The organism is Cohnella silvisoli, assembly GCF_021190915.1.
GTDB lineage: Bacteria > Bacillota > Bacilli > Paenibacillales > Paenibacillaceae > Cohnella > Cohnella silvisoli.
This window is the reverse complement of the sequence record NZ_JAIOAP010000032.1, coordinates 1-26,821: the sequence shown is the minus strand read 5'-3', so window position 1 is coordinate 26,821 and position 26,821 is coordinate 1. Positions and strand designations below refer to the sequence as shown.

The window sequence follows — 26,821 nt, the reverse complement described above, 5'->3', positions numbered from 1 at the left end:
TGACCAAAATCGAAAAATGGTGGTTCAGGGATAAGCCTCCTGCACCACCATTTTTCGTTTTAACCATCGATTTTTGCTAAGTATGAGCTGTCTCATTCATAAACTTTCTTGCTTTTGAGACAGCCCCCGCTCCGAACGCTGCACTCTAAACGCCATTGCTTATTCGACGGTACCCGTATATACAAGCGCCGCAGGGCCTGTCATGTAAATCCGGTTATTGCTTTCGTTCCAATCGATCAGAAGATCGCCTCCGGCGAGCGAGATCGTCGCTTTGCGATCGGTCAGACCGTTCAGGACGGAAGAAACCAAAGTTGCACAAGCGCCCGTACCGCAGGCAAGCGTCGGACCCGCACCGCGTTCCCACACCCGCATGTCCACTTGGCTGCGCGAGTTAACCTTAGCGAACTCAACATTGATTTTGCGTGGGAATAGCGGATGCTTCTCCAACTTTGGTCCCCATGTAGCCAAATCAAAGCCCGCTGCATCGTCCACGTAAATAACGCAATGAGGATTGCCCATAGACACAGCGGTGAAAGCAAACTCGCGTCCGTCAACGGTGACGGGGTGGCCTATTACGGGATTGGCATCGATCGTCGTCGGTACGTCCAATCCGTTTAAGATAGGTTGTCCCATGTCTACGGTAACGAGGTTCACTTTTCCCTCTGCGGTTTCCAACTGCACCGGTTGTACGCCCGCCCCCAACGTCTCGATGGTCAGCTCCAGCTTGTCGGTCAATCCGTTGTCGTACACGTACTTAGCCACGCAACGAATGGCGTTGCCGCACTGTTCCGCCTCGGAACCGTCGGAATTGATGATCCTCATCTTGAAATCGGCTTTCTCGGAAGGCAAAATATAGACCAAACCGTCGGCCCCGATGCCGAAGAAACGGTTGCATAGACGAATCGCAAGATCCGCGACGTTGTCCGGCAGTTTCTGCTCGCCCGCTAAGATAATGAAATCATTGCCTAAACCGTGCATTTTCGTGAAATTCATATGATTCGTACCTCCTGGGAATTATAAAGCGTCATATTCATGCCATCTATAAATGAGCATAACGAAAATCACGCGAGTTGAGCATATAGCAATTCCCTTTTTGTTTGCACTATTACGCTTAATCTCTATGGTTACTCGTCATGAATGCTAAGGTGATCCAAAGCTTGCTTTGCCCGTACGCGAGCTTCTTCTACGGAATCCGCCGTCGATAATGTAACGGCCATGCGGCGGCCGACTTTCGTGACCGGTTTGCCGAAAACGCGGATTTGCGTTTGGGGTACCGACAAAGCTTCCCCCATTCCGTCGATTCTGTACTCGTCTAATTGTTCAACCGCCTTCAACGGCCTGCTTGCGCCCGGAGAAGTTACGTAAATTTCCGGAATCGGATAACCCAATATCGCCCTCGCATGAAGCGCGAATTCCGAGAGATTCTGGCTGACCAACGTAACCAATCCCGTATCATGGGGACGCGGGGAAACTTCGCTGAAATAAACTTTGTCTTTAGCCAAGAACAGCTCGACTCCGAATATCCCCGTTCCTCCGAGAGCGTCCGTGATGACGCCTGCTATTCTTTTGGCCTCCGCGATTTGTTGTTCCGTCATCTCGTGCGGCTGCCACGATTCAATATAATCTCCGTCCTTCTGAATGTGGCCGATCGGCGGGCAGAAAAGCGTCCCATTAACGGAACGGACGGTTAGCAACGTAATTTCCGATTCGAACGAAATAAATTCCTCGACGATTACTCTCGCTTGCTGCACGCGACCGCCCTCCATCGCGATCGTCCAAGAACGGTCCAAGTCCGCTTCGGAGCGGCAGACGCTTTGACCTTTGCCTGACGAGCTCATGAGCGGTTTCACGACGCATGGGAAACCCATCTCGCGCGCGGCTTGTCCGAATTGCTCGTAGGTATCCGCGAAACGGTATCCCGCCGTCGGCAATCCGAGCGTCTCGGACGCGAGTCTGCGGATTCCTTCGCGGTCCATCGTCAACTGTGCCGCTCTCGCGGTCGGAATAACGCGGTAACCTTCTTCCTCCAATTTTACAAGCTCGGCCGTCGCGATCGCTTCGATCTCGGGGACGATCAAATCCGGCTTCTCCCGTTCGACGATGTCGCGAAGCGCTTGACGGTCGAGCATATCGATGACATAGCTGCGATGCGCCACCTGCATGGCGGGCGCATGCTCATAACGGTCGACCGCCACCGTCTCGACGCCAAGGCGCTGCGCTTCGATAATGACTTCCTTGCCCAATTCCCCCGAACCGAGAAGCAACAACTTTTTGCCTATGTACATGAATCTTTTCCTCCAGATAATGCGATTTTATACCGTCCATTATACACGAAGGAAAATCGATATCTATACATTAGAAAAAACCTTGTATGGTTATTAGCCTCCAAACCGTTATATAAGGGTATAAGCTAATCTAATATTCAAGGAGTGATCTATTTCATGAAAAGCGCGATCAAAAGAATCGATACCGTGTTTGTCCCGGTAACAGACATCAAACGATCCGAGGAATGGTATTTGTCCCTATTTCCTTTTCGGGTCGTGTACCGCAGCGAGCAAGAGGACTACGTCGGTTTCCGTTTTAACGAACCAGGCCCGCTCCAAGCCGGTTTGACGCTCTACCAAACGGACTCGATTCCGGAATCGAAGCATCTTGCATTCAATTTCTACACTTCGGACGTAGACGCAGTTCATGCGCATTTCGGGCAAAATGGCGTGAAAGTATCGGAAATCCATGGTAATAGCGGCATGCGTTTCTTCGACCTATGGGATCCCGACGGAAATTCGCTGGGAGTCGTCACATTCGACGAAAAATGGTCGATTATCGAGTAAAATTTGAATAAAACAAAAGCAGCCCCGCTACGGAATCCTTCTCCGTGTCGGGGCTGCTTTGATTCCGCCTAAGGTGCAAACGCAAACTTATCTAACCGCCGTAGGTGGCGCGGAGCTTCCGCCATAGGTGATTTTGCGGTTGTTTTTCTGCTTCGACGTCCCTAGCACGCTGCCGATTCCCATCGCGAAAGTCGGAATGCCGGCGGCAACGATAACTAGCGCCCAATCGCGCAAGTCTAAAGGCACGGTTTTGAAAACAGGCTGCAGCGGCTCAACGTAGAGAACGGCTATCATGAGTATAAGAGACGATAAAACCGCCAATACGAGAAACTTATTCTCAAGAAGCTTGCGGTGAAAAATCGAACGGGAGCTGCGGCAATCGAATACGTGGATAAGCTGCGCCATGACTAAGGTCGCGAAAGCAACGGTTTGCGCATGGATGAGCTGATCGGAGTGTCCGGCACCTTCGTTTAACGCAAGTATGAATGCTCCCAATGTACAAAGACCGATGAGAATGCCGCGGCTGATGATTTTCCAACCGAGGCGGCGCGCGAAAATGTTTTCTTTAGCCGAACGAGGCTTGTGCTGCATTAAATCGCTCTCTGCCTGGTCGACGCCAAGGGCCATCGCCGGCAATCCATCGGTGACCAAATTCACCCATAAAATTTGGATTGGAACGAGCGGTAAAGGCAGCCCCGCCATCATCGCCATGAACATCGTCATAATTTCCCCGACGTTGGAGGCAAGCAAGTACCGGATGAACTTGCGGATATTCTCGTAAATGCCCCGTCCTTCCTCGACGGCCGCAACGATGCTGGAGAAATTGTCATCCGCAAGAATGAGCGCGGAAGCTTCCTTGGTGACGTCCGTTCCGGAAATGCCCATCGCGATTCCGATATCGGCCGCTTTGACGGCAGGAGCGTCGTTGACCCCGTCCCCCGTCATGGCAACCACATGTCCGCGGCGCTGCAGGGCTTGGACGATTCTCAGCTTATGTTCTGGCGACACGCGGGCATACACGTTAACATCGTCGGCGATTTTCTCGAGCTCGTCATCATCCATGTTAGACAATTGCGCTCCCGTAACGACACGGCCGCCGCGTCCCATAATCCCTAACGATTTGGCGATCGCTTCCGCGGTCGTGCCGTGATCGCCCGTAATCATAACCGTCTTAATACCGGCTTGACGGCATTTCGAGATCGCTTCCTTCACTTCTTTGCGCGGCGGATCCATCATCCCCGTCAACCCGACAAAGATAAGCCCATTTTCCGCCTCTTCGTTGCTATTGCACTCATCGTAGGATTTTACTTCGCGGAAAGCGAAACCGAGCACGCGCAGCGAGTCCTTGGCCATAGCTTCATTAGCCGCAAGCACCTTCTGCTTAATCGTTCCCGTAAAAGGAACGACTTGGTCTCCCCACAGCACGTAAGCGCATTGCCCGACAAGTAAATCCGGAGCGCCCTTCGTGCATATGAGCTTGCCCCCTTGGTGGGAGACAAGGACGGACATCCGCTTTCGTTCGGGATCGAAGGGAAATTCTTTGATCCGCGTGTATAAGCTATTAAGCGAAGATTTCGCCAGCCCCGTCTTGGCGGCAAGAACGAGAAGCGCGCCCTCCGTCGGGTCGCCCTTGATCCTCCACTCCTTGGAATCGCCGGAAGAAGGCTCTCCTTTGCCGGACTTGCGTTTCTTCGGATCTTCGTTTTTCTCTTGTTCCGTCAAATCCGAGTTGTTGCATAGAGCGGCGATCTGGGTCAGCCTTCGAAGCGACGGATCGCCTTTGGCGTCGATTCCTTTCCCTTCTTCCCTAAGCTGTCCAACCGGCTCATACCCTTCCCCTGTCACTTCGATCGTTCGGCCCCCGAGCCAAAGTTTGGTGACCGTCATTTTATTTTGCGTCAGCGTTCCCGTTTTATCTGAACATATGACGGAAGCGCAGCCGAGCGTCTCGACGGAAGGCAGTTTGCGTACGATAGCCCTCCGCTTGATCATGCGCTGCACCCCGAGCGCGAGAGCGATCGTCACGATGGCCGGAAGCCCTTCCGGAATGGCGGCAACGGCTAAGCTTACTCCTGCAAGGAACATATCGTATATAGGTTGTCCGTGCAGAATACCTGCGAGAACGACAACGACCGTCAATATGATCGAGACGATGATCAGAATTTTGCCAAGCTGCTCCAAACGATGCTGCAAAGGCGTATCCGCTTCTTCCGTCTGCTGGATGAGATTCGCTATTTTACCCATTTCCGTATTCATGCCCGTAACGGTTACAACGCCTTTGGCCGTTCCCCGAGTGACCATCGTACCCAAATACCCGCAGTTTTTGCGATCCCCAAGCGGAAGATCCAAGGCTTCGATCGTAACCGCTTCTTTGACGACCGGTACCGATTCCCCCGTCAGCGCCGCTTCGTCGATTGAGATTTGGTTGCATTCGAGCAGCCGCAAGTCCGCCGGAACGCGATCTCCGCTTTCTAGCAGCACGACATCCCCCGCTACTAAGCTGCGAGCGGGAATGAGCTGATATTCGCCCCCCCGTATCACTTTAGCGGAAGGTGCGGACAGCTCCTTGAGCGCGCGCAGCGAACGTTCGGCCCGATATTCCTGGTAGAAGCCGAGCACCCCATTAATGAGGATAATTGCAACAATCGTGAGGGCGTCCAGCATTTCTCCCAACAAGCCGGAAATGACCGTAGCCCCCAGCAATACGAGTACCATAAAGTCCTTGAATTGATTCAGCAGCAGCTTCAAAGGTGATTCCCCGAGCTTCTCCACCAGCTCGTTTGGGCCATGTTCCTGCAACCGTCTTGCGGCCTCATCCGCCGTTAAACCCTTCTGAATATCGGAATTCAGCGCCTCAAGCAACTGTCCCTCGTTCAGCTGATGCCATGCCTTTCCTTCCACGATGGTCATCCCCTTCCGTCTTATCCGCGTTTATGACCTATATGTATTCAGACAAGCCGGGAAATATCCCCTTGGGTTGCGGCGATCGATTTAAGCAGGCTTTCCCTTTGCAGGGATGTGTGGCATCATAGGAGGACAGAAAAACTTATCCCATACGATAAAACAGGAGCAATAGCTATGTCATTGGACGGTATCGTCACCCGCGCCCTCGTACACGAGCTGCAAGCTTGCGTCAAAGCGCGTATTCATAAAATTTATCAACCTACGGATAATGAATTGATTATGCATATTAGAGGCCAAGGCGTGAACGGGAAGCTGCTGTTGTCCGCACACCCATCGATGCCGCGGATTCACTGGACGGAGCAGCCTTGGGCCAACCCTCAGGAGCCGCCCATGTTCTGCATGTTGCTGCGCAAATATTGCGAAGGCGGCGTCATCGAAGCGATTCGGCAAGTCGGTCTGGAACGGATCGTGGAATTCGACATCCGTCATCGCGATGAATTAGGAGACTCTTCTCTTAAAAAAATCGTGCTGGAAATTATGGGCCGCCACAGCAACCTGATCCTTCTTGATCCGGTAACCGGCGTTATCCACGACGGAATTCGCCACGTGACTCCGGCCATCAGCAGCCATCGCGTCGTTCTTCCCGGCAGTGATTATGTATCGCCTCCGTCGCAGGACAAAGTAAATCCGCTTGAGGAATCGAAAGCGGCCTTTGATGCTGTGATGGCCTCTAGTGGTGATGAAGATAATCATTCGAGCGAAAAAGCCGTCTCTTCCGCATTGCTTAATGCTTACACAGGCCTAAGCCCGTTAATCACCCGAGAAATTGCTTTTCGAGCGACTCAGCGGCAATCGGATGTTTGGACCATTTTCCATAACATGATGGAACAAGTTTCTACGCACGCCTACGAACCGAATCTCGTCCTATCGGAAGACGGCAAAGCTTTGTTTTCCGCCATTGCCTTAACTCATGCGCAAGGGGAGGTACAAACCTTCTCCTCCCTGCATCAATGCTTGGAAACTTTCTATCGGGACAAGGCGTCCAGGGATTTAGTGCGGCAGCGCACGACGGATTTGAACCGTTTCCTGCTCAATGAAGTGGCCAAGAACGAGAAAAAACAGCTGAAGCTGAAAGATAAGCTGGCGGAAGCCGATGATGCGGATCTCGTACGCAGGATGGGCGAGTTGCTAACGGCGCACTTGCACGCTTTCAAAAAAGGCGACAAATCCGTCGGAGTCGTTGACTATTACGAAGAAGAGCAGCCGACGATATCGATTGCGCTAGACCCGCTGCTAACGCCAAATGAGAACGCCCAACGCTATTTCCGTAAATACAATAAATTGAAAAACAGCCGAGCCGTCGTAGCCGAGCAAATGCAGTCAACCGAAACGGAAATTGTGTATTTGGGATCCGTGCTGCAAGGGCTTGAATCGGCAACGCCCGCCGATATCGGGGAAATTCGCGAAGAGCTTATCGAACAAGGTTATATTCGGGAACGCGGGCTCAAGCGGGGAATGAAGAAGAAAAAGAAAGACACCCCCTCCATTCTCTGTTACACGTCAAGCGAAGGCATTCCGATCTATGTCGGCAAAAACAATACCCAGAACGATTACGTGACCAACCGGTTAGCGATGTCATCGGATACTTGGCTGCATACGAAAGACATACCCGGGTCCCACGTGCTCATTCGCAGTTCGGAATATGGCGATGCCACCTTACATGAGGCGGCTGTGCTTGCCGCCTATTACAGCAAAGCGAGACAATCCAGCAGCGTTCCCGTTGATTACACACGCATTCGCAATGTCCGTAAGCCTAGCGGCGCCAAACCCGGATTCGTCATATACGATGGGCAGAAAACATTGTACGTGACGCCGGACGAAGCGCTTATTCAGCAAATGCCTTCCACTGTGAAATAAAAAACAGCGAATTCCGCTCAAGGCGAGTGGGATTCGCTGTTTTTTATTCTATGCGTCTCATCCAAATATCCATCTACCGCAATAGACGACTAATCACAGATGCTTCCACCGACCGGTTTCCTAATGCTCCATGAAAAGCGACGCCGTCCTTCATCCCGTGAAAATCGGAACCGCCCGTTACGAGCTTTCCGCGGTTTACCGACCATTCCTCGTATCGCCTTTCCATCTCTGGATCGTGGTCGGAATGGAACGCTTCCAAGCCATCGGCTGCCGAATCCAGCAAAGAGAGAACCAGCGGGTCGTCATCATACAATCCGGGATGAGCAATGATGGCGGTACCACCGGCATCATGAATCCATCTTATCGCCTCAGCAGGAGAAATACGCGACGGATTGGCATATGCCGGCTTTCCTTCGCCCAAATAGCGATCGAAAGCCGCTCTAATATCAGTGACATAACCTTTATCGACAAGCACTTGAGCAATATGCGGCCTGCCTACCGAACCGTCGCTTTTACTGGATTTGCCTGCGGCGGCCTCCAGTTCTTCTTGAGTAACGCTCATACCCAATAACGCTAACTTAGCCAAAATGTCAACGTTCCGACGATTCCTTATGTTCCGCAGCGAAAGCAGCCTCTCCAGCAATACCGGATCATCGGTTGCAAACCCATATCCGAGAACATGGATGTCTTTGCCGTCAGCGGCCGTGCTTATCTCTACCCCGGGCACGACAACGATCCCGTAGGTTTGCCCAGCCTCCAAGGCTTCCGGGATTCCGGCCACCGTATCGTGATCGGTAATCGCGACGGCCGCCAACCCGGCCTCCTTAGCGAGCCGAACGTTGACTTCCGGACGAAACATACCATCCGAAGCCGTAGTGTGGGTATGCAAATCAGCTCTATTTTTCATGGGACAACTCCCTTAAATCATGTAGCAATGCAGCGGCCGGCATCGGGAGAAGCGAGGACAACAGACGTACGGCAAAAAATTGCCTTCTAAAGCTTACTCCTTTTATTTTCACGGGCTTGAGTAAACCTAGCGCTACCTCATGCTTAATCGTCCATACGGATATGATCGATAAACCTAACCCGGCTTCCACGGCGGATTTGACCGCACCCGTGCTTCCGAATTCGCTGACGACGTGCAATTGATCTTCGTTCACGCCGTGCCGCTGCAGCTCCTCCTCCATAATCTGGCGAGTCCCCGAGCCTTTCTCCCTTAGCACCATAGGTTCTCGGATGACTTCATCCAAAGTTACCTCATCACGTGCCGCAAAAGGATGATCCGTTGGCGTAACCAGCATTAATTCGTCGTTCATGACCGGTTCGGCATCGAAACCGGGCACATCGCAAGGAGCCTCGATAATGCCGAAGTCCAACCCTTGATGGGCAACCGCATCTATGATCTCGGTCGTGTTCATGACTTTCATATTTACCGAAACTTCGGGAAACCGGCGCAAGAAGGAACCGAGCAGCCTTGGCAATACGTATTCCCCGATGGTCAAGCTGGCGGCAAACTGCAGCCTGCCTTTCAATTCCTCGATGAATTTGACCATGAGGACGTCGGTATCCCGCATCAGCTCCACAGCTTTGCGCGCTTGCGGCAGCAGCCGATGCCCGGCTTCCGTCAGCTCCAGCTTCTTCGTCGTCCTATTGAGCAGCTTCGTGCCGAATCGCTCCTCGAGCGCTTGTACCTGCATCGTAACGGCGGGTTGGGTCATATGCAACGTCTGAGCCGCAGCCGAGAAACTTCCCCGTTCCGCCACTGTGTAGAAGATATGAAGTTGATGTACGTTCAGCGCCATGCTCTTTCCGCCTTCCGACCGATATTTATCCGAATTATACCACAAGTTGCGGGGGCCGTATTCCTTCGCACGATCTTAAATAAAACAGCCGGGCGAGGTTAATCCTCCAGCCCGGCTGTCGTGAATGAGAATGCCTTAACGGCGTTTACGGTTGTTCTTGATTAAAGTCATGCGCCTGGAATGCCGCAGCCAAGAATAATACGTTTTCAAATCGCGCAGCTCCATCGTCTCCGACATTCGCCCGAGGAAAGTTACGACGATCATTTTGTGCAGAGGATTGCCGAGCAAGTCGGTATCCGTCTCACTGATGGAAAATTCCGCGACAAATACTAGATCGTCATCGATCGTATATACGTCTTGTTCATTCCGGTAATAAGAAACGATGCGATCTTCCTTCAAGCATTCCCACATATATTCGGCGATATCGGAAAAACCGGTTTTCTCGCTTTCCACCCGGTCGGTCCAACGCGCGCGCGCATGGTTGGTAATGATGATATCGACAACCTTCTTATCCCCTAGAACGACATAGAATGGTTCGTAAGTATTCCAACGCTCCGTATGTTTATCCTTCACCGGGCTATCCCCTTCCCGATTCTAGGTCTTTTGAATCATTTTCGTCATAATGTGCCTAGGAACTTAAGTTCATTTTACCGCATACATTCCCGAGGATTCAACAAAAAAATAAAATGAACCCTTTCATTCCATGAACTGGATAATATTATATCTATCATTAATATATGAAGAAAAGTCTCCTAATTATTAGGAGACTTTTCTTCTATGGACTTTTTGTTTCGGTTCGCTTCGGTTAAAGCCCGTAAAATCGGGTTTTATCGGGTACGTTTTTCTCATACTCCGTTTTGATTTCGTTGCGGTAGGAGCGCTCGATCTTACGGACGAAGGGTAGACGCTGCAAGTTGCGAATGGCGTCATCCGCTACGTCGGCGTTCATGTACATGACGGCATACTGCATCTTGCGAGACAAATAATGCAATGTACCGTATTTGTCAAGACCTCTCGCTGCCTTCGAATCGCTGAACCACACGATATAACCTGTCCGTTCGGCAAACATGTATAACCTCCGGTCTATCCATAAAATTTAACCGCAACCGCCGCCGCTGCTGCATGAACAGCTGCCGCCATTCCCGCAGCCTGAAGCCTTCGGATTCGGATCGTTGTCCGGAACCTTAATGGTGTGCGATACGGCATAAGCCAACGTACGAGATATATCATTAAGCAATTCATCCAATGACGCTTCCGCAGCCTTGTACTTGCGCACGGATTCTATTTGATCTAGTCGACCTTCCACCGCGTAGACATGATCAAGGGCCGCATTATAATCCGGATGAAACCTTCCGAAACGTTCGCATTCAGCGAATTTCTCTTTCGCCTTGGCAAATTGCTTGGTCAGGCTTTGAACTTCTGCGTCTTGGTGAACTTGATCTTTCCAATAAATATATTCCGCCGCGTAAGCGGAATGCTTTAGCGAATCCCCCAGCTCGAAGGCGCGGGATAAGAGCAACGCCATATCGGCAGGCGCGTTCTCCATCACACCTTGTTCTGCTGCAGGGAGGGTTTGCATCGTACTGGCCATCGGCCTCACCTCACCTTTCGGCTATGCCATACCCTACTATAATAACACAGATCGACGTTATCCCGTCAATTGGTTTCAAGTTCCTCGAAAGCAGGCAGCAAAATCATGATTTCGGCAATCTCCTCCGCACTAACGGCGGCGATTGTTGAACCGTTCCGGCGTTCCCCGATTTCGGGATTTTCGCGCCAACGCCCGAGTACGCACCAATTCGATCCCTCCTCCTCGAATCCTTTGGGAACGAAAGTCCGCGTTTGGCCTTCTCGTCCGATTCGGACCGATGCTTGCCAATCGATAGCCCTTTGCAACAGCTCCTTGCGCGTCGACGCATGGTAATTCCGCGGACTGGAAATCCATGCCGCCGGAATTTTCAACATTCCCGGAAACAGCTCGTCCTTGCCGGGCAATGTTCGATCCGCTTCATATACGGACAGAACATGGCGCCTGTAAATCCAGCCTTGCTCCTCGTCTTCCTTATTCTCGGCAGCATGGCTTCCGGGAGCACTCCGATACGTTTCCGTTGGTGGAAATCCCGCCTTTGCCATCCTGTCATACAGAAATTTATAAGAAGACTTCTCGATAATAAAATCACGATCTCCCAATTGTTCCAAGAGCTTCACCGCGATGTCCGGATCTTTCATCAATTGGGCTGCCACATCGGGGTTATCAATCCGCAGCAGCGTCACTTCCGCAAACGTCACTTTCCCTAGCGGCGAGAACCAATCCTGAAGCGCTCTGGTTACCTGTTCCGGCAATGCCGACCCGTAGCCTTGCTCCAGAAATGCAATTACGGAGTGCAGAGTGTAACCGTTATTATAGGCTCTGATGCAGGCATTAAGCGTCAACCGATAGACGAACAAGTTGTCGGCTACCGCCCGTTCCGATATTTCCTCCAAAACCCATCGTTGCATTAGACCGGTTTCGGGCGTTACGAATATTTCGCCATCCGGTTGGACGAACAAGGCTCCGGATGGTTGAACGATCGCGCTTGTATTTGCAGCCAGATGAATTTTTATTCGGAATACGGCAGTGCCCAAGCAGGTTCCCCTTTCGACCCACCCTAACGATTCCAGAAGTCCAAGCCAGTCATTTACCGCTTCCACTTGAACCCTTGTACCGATATTCATTAAGCTTTCTTCCCTGTACCAAGTCATCGGGTTCAGCGAACGAACCGCAGAAGCGATTAAATGCAAACTAGGCTGGGCGGAACCATACCTTGATATAACCAACTCGTGCAATCGGATATCCGCTTCGGCAGGGGTCAAGGTTAACCATTCCTTTAATCCGTCATCCGAGATGCGAATCTCGTTGCCTGCTTTGTGCAAAACTTTGCTGCACAAACCAAGATCTAGCGCTAAAGCGGCTTGCGCGGGGAGCTGCTCGTTCTGCGGATAGTTTAGCGATAAGCAAGACAGCTCCTCGGGCATCAGCCGCATCGCTGCCGTCATTCGGATGACGGCAGGACGATGAAGCGTGCCTTTGGCCGTAAATGCGATTGGCCGGCATTTTATCTCGTACCACGCCGACAGCAATTCCAATGACAACGGCAGGCGATAATCCGTCGAATTGACCGCTGCTTCTCTTGACTCCTCATCGGTTAAAGGCAAACCCGTTACCGGAAGCAGCAAAGACTGCCACATCGGTATACAATCCGTCGGCAAGTAAATGAGCTGATCCCCCCAAGCTTTCCGAACGGCATGCAGAATACCGCTTCTGCGCAATCTGACCGTTGCTACCCGAATTTCGGCTCCGGTTAACGAAGTCGCTTCCTCGAGTGATTTGACCAATGGTTCCAACTCGAAAGGCTGCCCGGCGAATTGAAGAAGAATGCCCTTCAACACATCCAACAGCATCGGATCCGCAGATTGCCGTATCCATGCTTCTGCCCATTGCGGACAACTTAATATATGCTCAAGCTTTTCTCCTTGAACGTACCGATATTCGATCGTCGGCTCGGATAGGACGAGCTGCTTTATTGAATCGGATAGTCGATCGACGGCCATCTTCAGGTTCATTGTTACACCTTCTCCGTCTTCGTTGTCAGTTCTGATTGTTCCCAAACGTTTACTGAATATGGATAACCTTGCTCAAGCAGAAATCGGCCCCGATTACGGGAAAATTCTACTTCATCCGTACCTTCGCTGACCAAAGAATAGAACATCGCTCCCCCACCGGACGCTTTCGGTCTTAAGATGCGGCCTAGCCGCTGCGCCTCCTCTTGCCTCGAGCCGAAGCTGCCCGACACTTGAATGGCAACTGCGGCGTCGGGCAGGTCGACGGCAAAGTTCGCAACTTTGGAAACCAGCAGAACGCCGATTTTCCCTTGCCTAAACCGTTCGAACAGCTGCTTGCGATTGCGATGAGGCATCTCTCCGGTGATGAGCGGAAGCGACAGCTCGCGGGACAGCTCGTGCAATTGATCCAAGTATTGTCCGATGACAAGCGTAGGGATGCCGGTATGGCGTTTAAGCAATGCTTTTACGACATCCGTTTTGCGACGGTTTTCCCCCGCTATTCGATGACGGCTTCGTTTGGATGCTTCGAAATAGTTTGACGCGGTTTCGGGATCGAGCGACACCCTAACTTCCGTACAAGCCGCCTCAGCGATCCAACCCTGTTTCTCCATCGTTTTCCAAGGGATTTCGTAACGTTTGGGGCCGATTAGCGCGAAAGCATCGCCTTCCCGTCCATCCTCGCGTACGAGCGTAGCCGTCAATCCGAGCTTGCGCGTCGCTTGAATATCCGCCGTAATTCGGAATACCGGGGCTGGAAGCAGATGAACCTCGTCGTAGATAATAAGCCCCCAATCCCTGTTAACGAATAATTGCAGGTGGGGGTAATCATCCTCTTTAGAGCGCCGATGCGTAAGCACTTGATAGGTCGCAACGGTTACCGGCCGGACGTTCTTAGCTTGCCCCGTATATTCGCCGATCTCATTTTCAGTAAGCGTCGTATTTTTGAGAAGTTCGGAAATCCATTGGGAAACCGACACGCCGTTAGGCGTTAAAATAAGCGTTTCACACTTAAGCCGTGCCAATGCCGCCATGCCGACCCACGTTTTCCCTGCACCGCAGGGGAGAACGACAACACCGCTCCCTCCATCCAGAGCAGTGTTTTTAAGCAAAGCGTCGACCGCTTCCTGCTGATAATCTCTTAGAATTATCGGTCGGCCGGAGTCGGTAACGGTTCGCAAAGAAACCTCAAGCGATTGGCCTTTATGGAAGCCCGCTTCATCCATAACGGGATAACCTCGCGCTGCAAGCTCTTGTTTGATCCAGCCTCTCGCTTCGGGCATAATGCCAACTTCGTTTCCGGAAGGAGCGCTTGTGAAATTTGCCGCTATATTATCCCATTCGCACAATTGGTTCATGAGCTCGGAACTTTCGGTAGTTATCGATAAAACGCCATCTTTGGAGACTAGCCTTATTTGTCCATATCGATTCATTTGCTTGCGGATTTCATCTTCTAATGCACGAGGCAGCCCGCTGCGGGAGAAAGCTGTTAGTTGCTCTATGACGTTCTTGGAATTCCAACCGGAAGCCGCGGCGTTCCATAAGGTAACCGGGGTTAGGCGATAGGTATGCAAAGCTCCAGGACGTTTATGTAACTCTGCTATTTCTCTTAGCAGATTGCGTATAGGTTCGTATTCGGGGTGGCGTTCGTCAAGCAGCAGCGTACCGTCGGACTGCACCCATAGCGGCGGCCGAGTATTATTCATTCAGCATCCCTCCTTGCAACTACAGCCTTCCCATTCCGGAATTGTTAATGCATCTCTTTACGAAATCATTTAAGAACAACCGTCAGGGAAGTTCTCCCTGACGGTCTCACCCATGAACTCCCTTGTAACTCTAAGGGTCGACCAGCCCGACATTCCCGTTCAGTCCAGCGGCTATTCGCGAAAACGTACCATTATCCCTTCGCATCAGAAGGAGAATAAGACCACCGCAGCTTTCCCTACCTCCTTTCCGCGAAAACGTACCATCATCCCTTCCAATCAGGAGGAAAACCTTGTTCATGCTTCTGAAAACAAACCTGAAACGTTGAAATTTTACCCGATATCTCTTGAAAATAGAACGTATGTTTGGTATGATTGAAATAGGAACAAATGTTCTATTCCGGGAGGAAAGTCTATGTTTCCAGATCATCTGACCTTCGAGGCATTTTGCCAGCAGTTCAACTCTGAGCAGACTTGCGCCGAGGCGCTGTTCGAAGCCAGATGGCCGGACGGCTTCCGTTGCCCGACTTGTCGTCATCCTCACTTTTATCTTATCCAAACGCGCAGACTGCCTCTCTACGAATGCCGCTCCTGTCGCCATCAGACGTCTGTCATCGCCGGCACCATCATGGAAGGCAGCTCCACTTTGTTGACCCGCTGGTTCCAAGCGATGTTTCTCATCTCCCGGCCTTCCGGCATCAGCGCCTCCCGCCTGTCCCGAGTGATTCAGGTCACCTATAAGACCGCGTGGCTCATCGCAAGAAAAATCCGCCATGCCCTGCAACAAGCCGATGAAGGCGACCCGCTCACGGGTGTTGTGCGAGTTGACCCTATCTCTTACGGTTATACGTATTATAGCGAGGCCCAGCAGCCGCTGTTGATCGGCGGATCCCTCGACGAGCGAGACGAGCCTCAGCAGGTCAAAATCAAACAACCGGATCCCAGCCATGTGAATAACGCGTTGAGGTGGATTGAAAAGCTTGGCGTCCAAGCGTTCGTAGACAATCATATAGATGGACAAGCTGTGACCGTTTTGGGGCGCGGCAAACTTCACCCTGCTTTGAACCAAATCAAGTGGAAGGTGACCGCGTGGCTGAACTTTACGTTTCAAGGCATCGGAGCCAAACATTTGCAGGCTTATTTAGACGAGTTTTGTTTCCGGTTGAACTTAAAACTCCGCCATGCCCCGGTCTTCAGCCAACTGCTCCATTGGTGCGCCACGACACCAACTTTGACTTACAAAGATCTGACCCGCAGCAAACCGGTTCTCACCGTTCCCTGGGTGGTCTGGGGAAGCAAAGCGAAGTGGAAAGGAAAATATCTCACCCTATGGAAAGCTTGATGCTTGGGATGACTGCTTTTTAAGTTGCCGATAATCCGTTCCATTCTAATTCAATTCATGAAACGGCAAACTTATAAATGATACCCGGGAATCCGTTGATTACAACTCCCCACTCAAGTCATGGCATTCGAATATTCGCTGATTGGCAACTTCCACTCAAATCATTACATTCGAAAATCCGTTGATTGCAACTCCCCACTTAAGTCACGACATTCGAATATCCGCTGATGGGCAACTCACTTCTGAGGCAAGGGGATAATGGTACCATTTCTCCGAAATGGCACGGAAATTAGGCGTTGGTTTTTCCCTACATTTCCCAGACGAGTAGATGGTCATAAACTGTCTGATCGTATAAAAAAGGTTCGTTTCCCGGCGGATGCCGAAAAACGAACCTTTTCAGTCGGTAGTCAGTGGGCGAACGTCTGATTTCCATGCTCAGATATATCGCTTAACGCTTCTCCGGCTTCGTTGACGAAGATTTCGCGAACCGCCAAATCTCCCAATGAGACAACGCCCATTAATTGTCCGTCATCCACGACGGGCAGCCGCCGGATTTGGCTCGAAGCCATAATTGTTGCTGCTTCGTCGACTGACATATTAGACGATACGGTCTGTACGTCTTCAGTCAGCACTTCCCTGACGGACGTGGAGTCCGACAGTTTGTCCGCATAGCCGCGGATAACCAAGTCGCGATCCGTAACGACCCCAACCAGCTTCCGGCCTTCAATGACTGGAACGAAGCCGATGTCATGATCCTTCATCAACATCGCTACCTGGTAAATATTGTCCTGCGGAGTGACTGTCACACAGTCGTCTGACATAATATCGGCAATTTTTCGCATGGTGTTCCTCCTGTTAGCGATGAATTGTGCAACGTCTTTCGTTGCTATTCTTCGACAAAATCGATCCGTTTTCTAGCGTGACCGAAACAGGAGTTTCTCATACGAGCAAATGGTTATTATTTTAGCTCAGACGCCGCATCGTCTGACACCGCAATCAGAAGCCTGGCTGCATGCAGCATCGCTTTCTCTTCAATGTCGAACTTCGGGTGATGGTGGGGAGCTGATGTATTATCCTCGTTCCCGGCCCCTACAAAGAAGAAGCAGCCCGGCTTCCGCTCAAGATAATACGAGAAGTCTTCCCCCGCCATGATCCGTTCGCAAGGGCCGGCAGCCGTATCCGGCAGCAGCTCGGCGATAATGCGAAGCACTCTTCCCGCCTCGGCTTCATCGTTCACTACAGGAGGATAACCCTCGAAGTATTGGAGCTTGTATTCGCAGCCGTACATTTCGCATGTGCTGCGCACGATATCCTCCAGCCGTTTGCGAACGACGAGACGGGTTGGTTTATCGAATGACCTAACAGTTCCGCTTAACCGACAATTCTCCGCAATGACGTTGTTAGCAGAGCCTGCCGTGAATTTGCCGACCGTCACGACAGCCGCATCGAGTGGGTTAACGCTTCTGGATATGATCGTCTGCAGCGCCATAACCAAGGAAGATCCCGCAACTAGAGCGTCCTTGCTTTGATGAGGCAATCCGGCATGCCCGCCCTTGCCGATAATTTCAATCTCGAATTCATCGGGCGTCGCCATGAACGGGCCCGGCCGCGTAGTTGCCGTCCCGTAGGGCATCGGCGACCAAAGGTGAATGCCGTAAATGGCATCTACGCCATCTAGAGCCCCTTCTTCGATCATGCGGATCGCGCCGCCCGGAAGAACTTCTTCGCCGGGTTGGAACAGGAATACCCTAGTACCCGCGGTTTCACTTAAGTGAAGACTATAATACCGAGCGACCCCAAGAAGCTCCGCCGTATGTCCGTCATGTCCGCAGGCATGCATAACCCCTTGCACTTTAGATCGATAGGAGCAATTCTTGGCATCCTGTATCGATAAAGCGTCGATATCGGCGCGCAGCGCAATCGAGCGACCGGGCAAATGGCCGGTGAGCTTGGCAATAAGACCTGTTCCCGCAATTTGGCGAACTTCCAGCCCCCATGACTCCAGAAGTCCCGCAATCATTCGGGATGTCTCGAATTCCTGAAATGAAAGCTCGGGGTTCTCGTGCAAATGCCGGCGCCATTTCACCATATCGTCGTAAAGCGACTGTAATGTCTGTTCGTTCACCGTCAAGGCGGCGCCTCCTGTCCCGTGTTCCGCGTATTTGTACCATTGTATCAGAAAGCTTTCTCCTCCGTAACCTTCCACCGAACGCTGCAGGAGATAATTGTCAATGAACGTTCGAACTTGTGAACCTCCTCGGGCTTGCAGAAGGCTCGTAAACCGTCTATCATGGAATGGAACAATGCACGTTTTGACCTTCCAAAGGAGGATTATCCATGTTACTTGACAATACGGGATTAAACGGAATGCGCAGCGACCTCGGGCATTTGGACGAATCCAGTGACAAACTAGGCTTCGTACGTTGGCAGTGGGAATATCGCCGTGCTACATATGACCTGAAGCTGCATGACCGCGCTAACGGCGAAGATTATTTCCTGCGCATCACGACGAGAGCCGTTGAAGGCAAACTCGAAAATCCGGACGCCATTCTCGAAGTAGAAGCCGTCTACATCGGCCGGGCAACTTTCCCGCATGGCCTTGATTATGAATCGCCAATCCCCCAACCGATCTTGAACACCGCAACGCAGCGTACACAGGAATTAAAACAGCTGCTGTCTTGATGCTACGGAGGAAACAGAGATGAAGACTCCGGAGAGCGGTCAGCGGGGCACGCCGGATTTTCTGTTGCTTATTTTGACGCTCCTCTTAGTTGGCTTCGGATTAATAATGGTGTTCAGTGCAAGCTCAAGCATGGCAGTTTCCAAGTCCATATATAACAATGATGCTTTGTACTTTGTTAAGCGTCAATTGATGTGGGTTGGGATTGGCACCATCATCATGCTTGTTCTGATGAATATTCATTTTCAGAAGTACAAGAAACTTTTTATTTTGTTTTTCATGGGAACGCTTTTTTTACTCATCCTTGTCCCGTTCGTTGCAACAGAAACCCACGGTGCTAAAAGCTGGCTTGGCATTGGCGGTTTCGGCATCCAACCGACCGAATTTGCCAAGCTGGCCATCATTCTCTACCTGGCTGCGATAATTGCGAAGAAGGATGAGAAATTCAGGGACTTCAAGCGGGGACTTCTTCCCGTTATGATCGTGGTCGGATTTTTCGCCTTTCTTATTATGCTCCAGCCCGATTTCGGTTCCTGCGCGATACTCGTGCTTTCGGCTTCCGCCATTGTTATTGCAGGCGGCTCTAACTTAAAGCACATCCTGCTATCATCCGGCGTCCTTCTTGGACTTGCCGTTCTCGGGACAAGCCTGTATTTCTTGATTCACCCGGGTGCGGGTTTCGGTTTTCGCGGCGCCCGATTCACTTCATTCATGGATCCTCTAGCCGATCAGCAAGGAAGCGGCTACCACCTGCTGCGATCCCTTGAGGCGTTCGGACATGGGGGCTTTATGGGCACGGGACTTGGAAATAGCGTGCAGAAGCTTTTTTACTTGCCTTTCGCCTACAACGATTTCATCTTTGCGGTCATCGGGGAAGAACTCGGTTTTGTTGGAACGACCTTGTTCATTTTGTTTTATATTTTCTTTCTGTGGAGAGCGCTCATCGTTGCCCTTCGCTGTCCGGACATCTACGGCACGCTGGTCGGCATTGGCCTCGTCTCCTTGATTGCGATTCAAGCGCTCATTAATATGGGCGGAGTCAGCGGCGCTATTCCGATAACGGGGGTTACTTTGCCGTTCGTTAGCTACGGGGGTTCCTCCATGTTAACGCTCCTTACCGGAATGGGAATATTGCTGAGCATTTCAAGAGAGTATAACCGCGTTGGAAAAGAGCCTCCGGTAACCTCGCATAATAAGCGCAACATAAAAACGTGATAAAGCAGCTTCTAGAAGCAGCTTTATCACGTTTTCGGTTAATCGCTTATTTCACCCGATGAGCTTCTTCCGTCTCCTCGTCCTTAAAAGCAACGCCTTCAATCTTCACGTTAACTTCAACGACGGTAAGCCCGGTCATATTCTCAACCGCTTCTCGGACATTATCCTGCAACCTGCGCCCGACCTCTTGAATCGGTATGCCATATTGAACGACGATTCTTAGATCAATAGCCGCCTCAACTTGCCCTACTTCGACCGACACGCCTTTTTGCGCATTGCGCCCGCTCAGCCGTTTGGCTAAGCCTTCCGAAATTCCGCCCGACATGGCGGCAACTCCGGGCGTTTCCAACGCCGCTAACCCGGCGATCGTCGCGACGACGTCATCAGAAATACGAATTAACCCTTGCTGCAGCTCTTCCGTCATGGCGGCTCACTCTCCCGAACCTGATATGCTTCCATTGTAAAGGAAGACTAAGCCAGAAGCAACCGAAAGCGTTGCCAGCATATCCCATTCCTCTATCTTACACGGCTTCCGGTTTACTTAAGATTGCTTATTGGGTATAGTAAGAAATGCCAAATGCTACTTAAATATCATCAATGACGAGGTGTTTTTTGTTGAAAAGATTGTTCTTTCCCCTTCTGATCGTAACCTTCGTGCTCAGCGCCTTATCCCATTACATGCATTGGGGATCCGAAATTGAATTCGTATTAGCGGGTTTGGCGATTCTGTTCGCGGCAGGCCTTCTAGGCAAAGCGACCGAATCCGTCGCCCATTACGCAGGCCAGCGGATCGGCGGCCTTCTGAACGCGACATTCGGCAATGCGGCCGAACTGATTATCGCTATATTCCTGATCAAAGAAGGATTATTCGATATCGTTAAAGCGAGCTTGACGGGCGCGATTATCGGCAACCTGCTGCTTGTCCTCGGCGCAAGCGCTTTGGCGGGCGGATTGAAATTTAAAGAGCAGAAGTTCAACGTGCATTTGGCCGGCCAGAACGCTTCGCTTATGCTGCTTGGCATCATTGCCTTGTTCATCCCTGCCATCTTCGTCAAAACCGAGAAAATTTCCCAGCAAGAAACGATGTCGATCAGCATTGTCGTAGCCGCTTTTCTAATCTTCGCTTATATCGGGTGGCTGGTTTATTCGATGTTTACCCACAAAGATTTGTTAGACGATCACGTGGATACGCAAGCGGATCATGGGGAAAGTCCTGCCTGGTCGCGAGGAACGTCCATCCTTATGCTTATCGTCGCAACTGTAATGGTTGCTTTCATAAGCGAATGGCTCGTACATACGCTTGACACCTTCTCAGCGCGCTTTGGATTGTCCGAATTGTTCGTCGGGGCATTCGTAGTCGCGATAGTCGGCAATGCGGCAGAGCACAGCGCAGCCGTCATGCTGGCGCTTAAAAACAAAATGGGAGCGGCAGTCGAGATCGCGGTTGGCAGCAGCTTGCAAATAGCCTTGTTCGTTGCTCCCGTCCTCGTGTTCGTCAGCCTGCTGTTCGGCAAAGAAATGGACTTAATCTTCACTACGATAGAACTCGCAGCGATCGGCGTATCCGTATTGATCGCAACCTCCATCTCAAGGGACGGTGCCACGACCTGGTTCGAGGGGAAGCTGCTTCTTATCGTATATGCCATTTTAGGCGTTTCGTTCTACTTCGTATAACAAATGATTAATAAAAAAGAAGAGTGGCATCCCCATCGGGTGCTACTCTTCTTTTCTTTCCAAAGCCTCGTATAGAATCGCCAGGTTTCTTTCCAACTGGCTAATTAGCAATTTGCCCGCGCCTTCTTCTACCAGCCCTGTCCGTACCGCAAAATCAACCGCCCTTGAGAAGCCGTACATTTGGGTGTCCAGCACTTCTTCATACAGCGGACATTTGCGGGTCGTAAGGTTTTCCATCTGGATAGCGATCAACTTTTCGATTTTATCGGCATCCTCCCGAAGAAGACGTACCGCCTTTTGATTTAGATCGATGATGGTATCCGATGCTGCCATTCCCACTCCCCCTGTGCCCAAACTCCCAATATAGAAAATACTGCTGCGATGAGGATGAATCGTCGCACGCCAGTCATCTCTAGCTATCCCTTTTATATTAGTCGATATTGAGCAGAAGCACAAGGACAGGTAACCCTAATGTTGTACTAAACAATTAAAATACCCCGTCCGGCAGGACGAGGCATCTGATCCATAGCAATGATTAGGCGTATTTCTTAAACCTTACTATTCCACAACTGTAACTTTCAAGTTATGTTTTGCGAAAATCTCTCCAAGTTCTTTCTTTGCTTCCTCGGCATCCGGTCCATGAACATGAAGTTCATAAGAAAGGTTGCCTACTAACGTGGTAAACAAGCCTAAAATACTTTTGACATCGATGTACTTGCTCTCAGCTTGAAGAACGATGGAAGAACGGTACTTGTTGGCGGTTTGGGACAATTCTACAATAGCTGCATTGTTAGACATGGGATCCCCTCCTAAAATTTAGGCATTACAATCTCTTTCACATCATACCTTGTTCCCCTAAATTCACGCAAGGGGGGAATGCATTATTTCAAAGAATCGGGGTTTAGCCCTTCAAGCTCCGGGATAACGAAAATGCCGTCTTTGCGAATTAATACATCGTCGAAATACACTTCTCCGCCTCCATACTCGGGACGTTGGATGAGCACCAAATCCCAATGGATGGACGAACGATTGCCATTATCGGTAACCTCGTACGCTTGACCAGGCGTAAAATGTAAACTTCCGGCGATCTTCTCGTCGAATAAAGTGTCTTTCATCGGATGCAAAATATACGGGTTAAAGCCGAGGCTGAATTCCCCGATATGCCGCGCGCCGTCGTCGCTATCCAGCAGCGCGTTGATGCGTTCGGTATCGTTCGCCGTCGCCTCAACAATCTTGCCATTCTCGAAAGTAAACTTAATATTCTCGTAGGTAAACCCATTGTATACGCTAGGGGTATTATAAGCGATCGTTCCGTTGACGGAATTCCGCACAGGACAGGAGTATACTTCCCCATCCGGAATATTGCGCTCGCCTGAGCACTTCTGAGCTCCGATTCCTTTAATCGAGAAACTTAAATCAGTGCCTGGCGCGACGATCCGCACTTTATCCGTTCCGTTCATCAGTTCGTGAAGAGGATCCATGGCGCGGTCCATCTTGGCGTAATCCAGATTGCATACGTCAAAATAGAAATCTTCGAACGCTTCCGTGCTCATGTTCGCCAATTGCGCCATCGAAGAGTTAGGGTACCGCAGGACAACCCACTTTGTCTTCTTCACCCGCTGCTCCATATGTACGGGGTGACGATGGATTTTATCGAATAATTTCATTTTGCCTGAAGGCACATCCGCCAGTTCATTGACGTTTTCTCCAGCACGGATGCCGATATAGGCCTGCATCTTTTTCATTCTCTCCAGGTCGTAAGCAGCCCATGTTTTCAGTTGATCTTCATTTGCATGGTTCAATAGCGTACGAAGTACCGATCGGTCCTCGATTTCTACGAAAGGGTTTCCGCCGAGCCGTGCGACCTCTTCAATCAAGCACTTGAGCAATTCCCGCTCGGAGCCGATCATCTCGATAAGAACGTTGTCGCCAGGCTGAACCTTGACGGAATAACCCGCCAGGTTGGCCGCTAATTTCTGCAAACGAGGATCTCGCATAAAGTTTTACACTCCCTTAACCTTTATTACTTGTTCACCTTTTTCATTGTACCATCTTGAGCATTGTGGAGGAAATTCGTTTCGGCAATGCGCTTTTCCCGGAATGGTTTGCCGTCCCACGAATACGTCAATATGGTTTCTTCCCTCAACCGGTCAGGGAACCAATCTTTAGGATCGGCAGTCCAATCGCATACCGTCTTTACTTTTAAGGTGGCTATCGCCGTCTCCAGCCGCTTCCCCGCATTGCTCAATATTTTCTCGGCTTCCTTCGGATCGCCTCTTAGAAGCTCCTTATCGCTGCGCAGAAGCGCTAAATCAGCCCTTAACCCGGCAACAACGCGCTCCCGTGCGACATTGTCGTCCAATTTAATTTGCAAATGCACCGGTCGGTTCGGAATTGGCGTTTCGGCATAAGTGATTTCGGCAGATTTACCGTTAATGTACTCGAGCAATTTCAAGGGCTGGTAAGACATCGCGTTCTGAGACTTGACGGAGGCAGAATGCGTGGCGGAATTTTTCCATTGGAGCTGCATGTTCCCATGCAAGGTAACTTTCCCTTCATAAGCGGCTTTGCTTCCGACGGAACCTCCCGGATCAATAACGGATACTTCGCCCGCAAATCCATAACTTTCGCTTCCCGACAATGCCGATGCGGATAAGGCTAATGCTTTATTTGCCGACAACGAGGCCGATGAAGTCATACAACCCTGCATACAAAGCAATGCCAATGCTGCGCCGGAAATAATTGTCCGGTTGGTTAGCTTATACCTCATGCCTTGCTCACCTCTTTCGCCTTTTGCTACGTATCGTCTCCCCTTTTGCCGTCCCTATGCAAAAATAAAGAAGCTCGTCCCAAAGTCTAAAGACTTGAGTCAAGCTTCGGCTTGAAAGAATGATCCTCTTAACCGACAACGATGCAATTCCGACCATGATGCTTCGCTTCGTAAAGCGCCATATCCGCTTTGTAGAACAAAGATTCTACGCTAACCTTATCATCGGCAATTCGCCATTCCGAAATCCCGCAGGACACCGTTACTTGCGGGTTCGTCTCGGTTTCGACGCGATGCCGGATTCTCTCCGCCACCCGTTCGGTTTGTTCCAATCCGAGCAAAGGCATGTAAATAGCGAGTTCTTCCCCGCCCCAGCGCGCGGCGATGTCGCTGTCGCGTATCGAGGTACGAATAATTCCGCTCACTTGAATGAGTATGTCGTCTCCGACCTGATGCCCGTATGTGTCGTTAATTTTCTTAAAGTGATCGATATCCACGACAATAAGCGAACCCGAGGTGTCTCTTAGCTGTTTGCGGCCAATTCTCTCGTTCAAGTAATGACGGGCATACAACCCGGTCAAATTATCGGTGATGACCATTCTTCGCACTTCTGCATGCAGCGTTGCATTGGACATGGCGAGGCCAAGGTGAGCGGACAGAACTTGCAGCAGCTTGTAGTTGTCATAGGAAAAGTGGTTCGGCTCGCGTTTCGTAATGAGCACCGCTCCGATAACTTCTCCGTTCAGCAGCAATGGTGAAGCGAGCAAAGAGCGCGAGTTCGTTACGTCCATCAATTTCGAGCCTACGGGAGTCGCCGAGCAATAATCGGATAAAATGATCGGTTCTTTCGTCGACCACATCACTCCGCAGAAGCCATATTCCGTTGAATAGGTTTCTCCGATAATCTCTGCTACGTTGGCATACATGACGACGAACTGGTGTGACACGGCATCGTACTGAAGAATGCAGCAAAAATCCGATTTGAATATATTCAACAATTCCGCGGAAGCGAATTGCATCGTATCCGAAAGTTTCAAGCTGCTGTTAAGTCTTTGAGTCAACTCATTGATAAGCCTGAGCTCGCCGACCAGAACGTTTGCCTGCTCATGCAGCCTTGCTTTCTCGAACGCGGCACCGGCCGCTCCTGCCAGCATAGTCAAGAAGCTTATGTCTGCCTCATCGAATTCATTTTCGGGCAAGTCTAGCCTCAATACGCCATATACGCCTTGTTTGCCCGATAAAGGCAACGCTAGCTCATGGCGACCTTCGGAGCGCTCTTCGCGAATTATTCCTTCCACGAATGCGGACTTGCACAAATCCATATCTTTGAGGTGGAACGCAAGCGGTTTTACCTTCTGATTAGCGCTATTATAGTCTTGCGACAAAAATAAATCGGCTTGGCAGATCGGGTACAATTGCTCAAGACTGTCCAACACTTCGGATAAAACATTCTCAACATCAATATGGTCGTTTAACCTGCGCATGACTTCAAACAAAATATCCCTGCGGCTTTCTTCTTTCTTCGATAGCTTGCGTTCCCGTAACAGGCCGCCAACGAATAGATTCTCGAAGCGCCGATAGATGCAACTGCGTACGTGGAGCGCTGCTGCTTGAAGCAGCTTAAGATCTCCGGCTTGAGCCGTTCCCGCGGGAAGAAGGCAAGTCAAGACAGCGCATGGAAATCCGGTCGTTCGAGTAAAAATGGGAACCGCAATAGAATCGAAAACCTTAAATGGAACAAAGAGATGCTCCTCCGCGCGCATTAAGGTAGGGCGACAGGTTTCAAGAGCCGTATTCGCGGCTGTCGGACCTATTGCTTCCGCGCTCCAAGAAACCGGCAGAAATTCGTTTTCTTCCAATAGCCCATCGGCGGAAATACTCGTCCCATCAGGATGAAGCAACGCCATTTGCCCGCCTAGCCATGGAAAGCCATCCACTTCCTCTAACCAATCCGCGAAGCTGCTGAGCAGCAAAGTGTGGATATAGGGCAGGTCCGCTTCCGTTAAATCCTGCTTCTGCAGCCAAGTTGGCAGCTGTTGACGGGTGCGGGATGGATTCTCGAGCTCTTCAAGTATGTCTAGTTGTTGTTGCGTTTTTCTTTTAGTGACCATACCCGACACCTCCGCCCCCGATGTCTTCTTTCCTTAACTATACAATGAAACAGTGAATATTGCACTAGGTCCATAGAAGTCCATAGCCTAATGGCTTATTTTTCAATTTATTATTTTGTGAACCGAGATTGAACCGTTTGGAAACAAAACCTGTCAATTTGCTGAGAAAATGTCACCTTAACTCTTCCGAGAAAATGTCACTTTTACGGTGTTTCCAAACCACCGTTAGGTGGCTTGGACTGTCGTTGATTTTGTGGTATTCTTTACTTGCTTTT

The 26,821-nt window shown here is 50.7% G+C and carries 24 protein-coding genes; 6 read left to right on the top strand and 18 right to left on the bottom strand.

Features of this window, described 5'->3' with window-relative positions; genetic code table 11:
* Positions 1-159: 159 nt before the first annotated feature.
* Both dapF and purT read right to left on the bottom strand, forming a co-directional pair.
* A complete protein-coding gene (gene dapF, locus K7P76_RS32745; protein WP_232190304.1) occupies positions 160-993 on the bottom strand; it encodes a diaminopimelate epimerase in 834 nt (277 codons plus the stop codon).
* 131 nt (positions 994-1,124) lie between these two features.
* Complete coding sequence (purT, locus tag K7P76_RS32740) at positions 1,125-2,285, bottom strand: phosphoribosylglycinamide formyltransferase 2 (protein WP_232190303.1); 1,161 nt, start codon at positions 2,283-2,285, stop codon at positions 1,125-1,127.
* A gap of 156 nt (positions 2,286-2,441) precedes the next feature.
* Between purT and K7P76_RS32735 the strand changes: the two genes are divergently transcribed.
* A complete protein-coding gene (locus K7P76_RS32735; RefSeq protein WP_232190302.1) occupies positions 2,442-2,831 on the top strand; it encodes a VOC family protein in 390 nt (129 codons plus the stop codon).
* An 87-nt stretch (positions 2,832-2,918) separates the two neighbouring features.
* Here K7P76_RS32735 and K7P76_RS32730 read toward each other — a convergent pair whose 3' ends face one another.
* Positions 2,919-5,732, bottom strand: coding sequence for a calcium-translocating P-type ATPase, SERCA-type (locus K7P76_RS32730; protein WP_373692554.1), 2,814 nt, complete (start codon positions 5,730-5,732; stop codon positions 2,919-2,921).
* A gap of 177 nt (positions 5,733-5,909) precedes the next feature.
* Here K7P76_RS32730 and K7P76_RS32725 point away from each other — a divergent pair, with 177 nt between their 5' ends.
* On the top strand, positions 5,910-7,652 hold the full coding sequence (locus K7P76_RS32725; RefSeq protein WP_232190300.1) for an Rqc2 family fibronectin-binding protein: 1,743 nt from the start codon (positions 5,910-5,912) through the stop codon (positions 7,650-7,652).
* 73 nt (positions 7,653-7,725) lie between these two features.
* On the opposite strand, the gene K7P76_RS32720 is transcribed toward K7P76_RS32725, so the two are convergent.
* The 7 genes from K7P76_RS32720 to K7P76_RS32690 all read right to left on the bottom strand — a co-directional run bounded on the left by K7P76_RS32720 (position 7,726) and on the right by K7P76_RS32690 (position 14,760).
* Positions 7,726-8,559 carry a PHP domain-containing protein gene (locus tag K7P76_RS32720; RefSeq protein WP_232190299.1) on the bottom strand — a complete coding sequence of 278 codons (834 nt, stop codon included), beginning with the start codon at positions 8,557-8,559 and terminating at the stop codon, positions 7,726-7,728.
* Positions 8,549-9,454 (bottom strand): LysR family transcriptional regulator, encoded by a 906-nt coding sequence (locus tag K7P76_RS32715; RefSeq protein WP_232190298.1) that lies wholly within the window; start codon positions 9,452-9,454, stop codon positions 8,549-8,551. Before K7P76_RS32715 ends, K7P76_RS32720 begins: the two co-directional genes overlap by 11 nt.
* A gap of 135 nt (positions 9,455-9,589) precedes the next feature.
* Positions 9,590-10,027 (bottom strand): hypothetical protein, encoded by a 438-nt coding sequence (locus K7P76_RS32710; RefSeq protein WP_232190297.1) that lies wholly within the window; start codon positions 10,025-10,027, stop codon positions 9,590-9,592.
* Positions 10,028-10,259: 232 nt separating this feature from the next.
* The gene (locus K7P76_RS32705) at positions 10,260-10,523 is read right to left on the bottom strand and encodes a YlbG family protein (protein ID WP_232190296.1); all 264 of its coding nucleotides are present in this window, start codon (positions 10,521-10,523) and stop codon (positions 10,260-10,262) included.
* A 27-nt stretch (positions 10,524-10,550) separates the two neighbouring features.
* Positions 10,551-11,045 carry a YlbF/YmcA family competence regulator gene (locus tag K7P76_RS32700; RefSeq protein WP_232190295.1) on the bottom strand — a complete coding sequence of 165 codons (495 nt, stop codon included), beginning with the start codon at positions 11,043-11,045 and terminating at the stop codon, positions 10,551-10,553.
* A gap of 65 nt (positions 11,046-11,110) precedes the next feature.
* On the bottom strand, positions 11,111-13,057 hold the full coding sequence (locus K7P76_RS32695) for a helicase-associated domain-containing protein (protein ID WP_232190294.1): 1,947 nt from the start codon (positions 13,055-13,057) through the stop codon (positions 11,111-11,113).
* A 2-nt stretch (positions 13,058-13,059) separates the two neighbouring features.
* Complete coding sequence (locus K7P76_RS32690; RefSeq protein WP_232190293.1) at positions 13,060-14,760, bottom strand: DNA repair helicase XPB; 1,701 nt, start codon at positions 14,758-14,760, stop codon at positions 13,060-13,062.
* Positions 14,761-15,172: 412 nt separating this feature from the next.
* Between K7P76_RS32690 and K7P76_RS32685 the strand changes: the two genes are divergently transcribed.
* A complete protein-coding gene (locus K7P76_RS32685) occupies positions 15,173-16,099 on the top strand; it encodes a transposase (RefSeq protein WP_232190292.1) in 927 nt (308 codons plus the stop codon).
* Between the two features lie 407 nt (positions 16,100-16,506).
* Here K7P76_RS32685 and K7P76_RS32680 read toward each other — a convergent pair whose 3' ends face one another.
* Positions 16,507-16,941 carry a CBS domain-containing protein gene (locus K7P76_RS32680; protein ID WP_232190291.1) on the bottom strand — a complete coding sequence of 145 codons (435 nt, stop codon included), beginning with the start codon at positions 16,939-16,941 and terminating at the stop codon, positions 16,507-16,509.
* Positions 16,942-17,057: 116 nt separating this feature from the next.
* A complete protein-coding gene (locus K7P76_RS32675) occupies positions 17,058-18,188 on the bottom strand; it encodes an amidohydrolase (RefSeq protein ID WP_232190305.1) in 1,131 nt (376 codons plus the stop codon).
* Between the two features lie 248 nt (positions 18,189-18,436).
* On the opposite strand from K7P76_RS32675, the gene K7P76_RS32670 reads away from it, so the two are divergent.
* On the top strand, positions 18,437-18,781 hold the full coding sequence (locus K7P76_RS32670; protein WP_232190290.1) for a YugN family protein: 345 nt from the start codon (positions 18,437-18,439) through the stop codon (positions 18,779-18,781).
* Positions 18,782-18,800: 19 nt separating this feature from the next.
* Complete coding sequence (ftsW, locus tag K7P76_RS32665) at positions 18,801-19,994, top strand: putative lipid II flippase FtsW (protein WP_232190289.1); 1,194 nt, start codon at positions 18,801-18,803, stop codon at positions 19,992-19,994.
* A gap of 46 nt (positions 19,995-20,040) precedes the next feature.
* On the opposite strand, the gene K7P76_RS32660 is transcribed toward ftsW, so the two are convergent.
* Entirely contained in the window at positions 20,041-20,418 is a 378-nt protein-coding gene (locus tag K7P76_RS32660) for an Asp23/Gls24 family envelope stress response protein (RefSeq protein ID WP_232190288.1), read from the bottom strand.
* A gap of 188 nt (positions 20,419-20,606) precedes the next feature.
* Here K7P76_RS32660 and cax point away from each other — a divergent pair, with 188 nt between their 5' ends.
* Positions 20,607-21,668, top strand: coding sequence for a calcium/proton exchanger (gene cax / locus K7P76_RS32655; protein WP_232190287.1), 1,062 nt, complete (start codon positions 20,607-20,609; stop codon positions 21,666-21,668).
* A gap of 42 nt (positions 21,669-21,710) precedes the next feature.
* Here the strand turns inward: cax and K7P76_RS32650 are convergent, their stop codons facing one another.
* The 5 genes from K7P76_RS32650 to K7P76_RS32630 form a co-directional block, all read right to left on the bottom strand.
* Complete coding sequence (locus K7P76_RS32650; protein ID WP_232190286.1) at positions 21,711-22,001, bottom strand: Fpa/YlaN family protein; 291 nt, start codon at positions 21,999-22,001, stop codon at positions 21,711-21,713.
* A gap of 225 nt (positions 22,002-22,226) precedes the next feature.
* Positions 22,227-22,466, bottom strand: coding sequence for an HPr family phosphocarrier protein (locus K7P76_RS32645; protein WP_232190285.1), 240 nt, complete (start codon positions 22,464-22,466; stop codon positions 22,227-22,229).
* 83 nt (positions 22,467-22,549) lie between these two features.
* Positions 22,550-23,665, bottom strand: coding sequence for an aminopeptidase (locus K7P76_RS32640; protein WP_232190284.1), 1,116 nt, complete (start codon positions 23,663-23,665; stop codon positions 22,550-22,552).
* A gap of 26 nt (positions 23,666-23,691) precedes the next feature.
* On the bottom strand, positions 23,692-24,438 hold the full coding sequence (locus K7P76_RS32635; protein WP_232190283.1) for a hypothetical protein: 747 nt from the start codon (positions 24,436-24,438) through the stop codon (positions 23,692-23,694).
* A gap of 128 nt (positions 24,439-24,566) precedes the next feature.
* Positions 24,567-26,546: a sensor domain-containing diguanylate cyclase gene (locus K7P76_RS32630; RefSeq protein ID WP_232190282.1), complete on the bottom strand. Its 1,980-nt coding sequence runs from the start codon at positions 26,544-26,546 to the stop codon at positions 24,567-24,569.
* Positions 26,547-26,821: the final 275 nt, after the last annotated feature.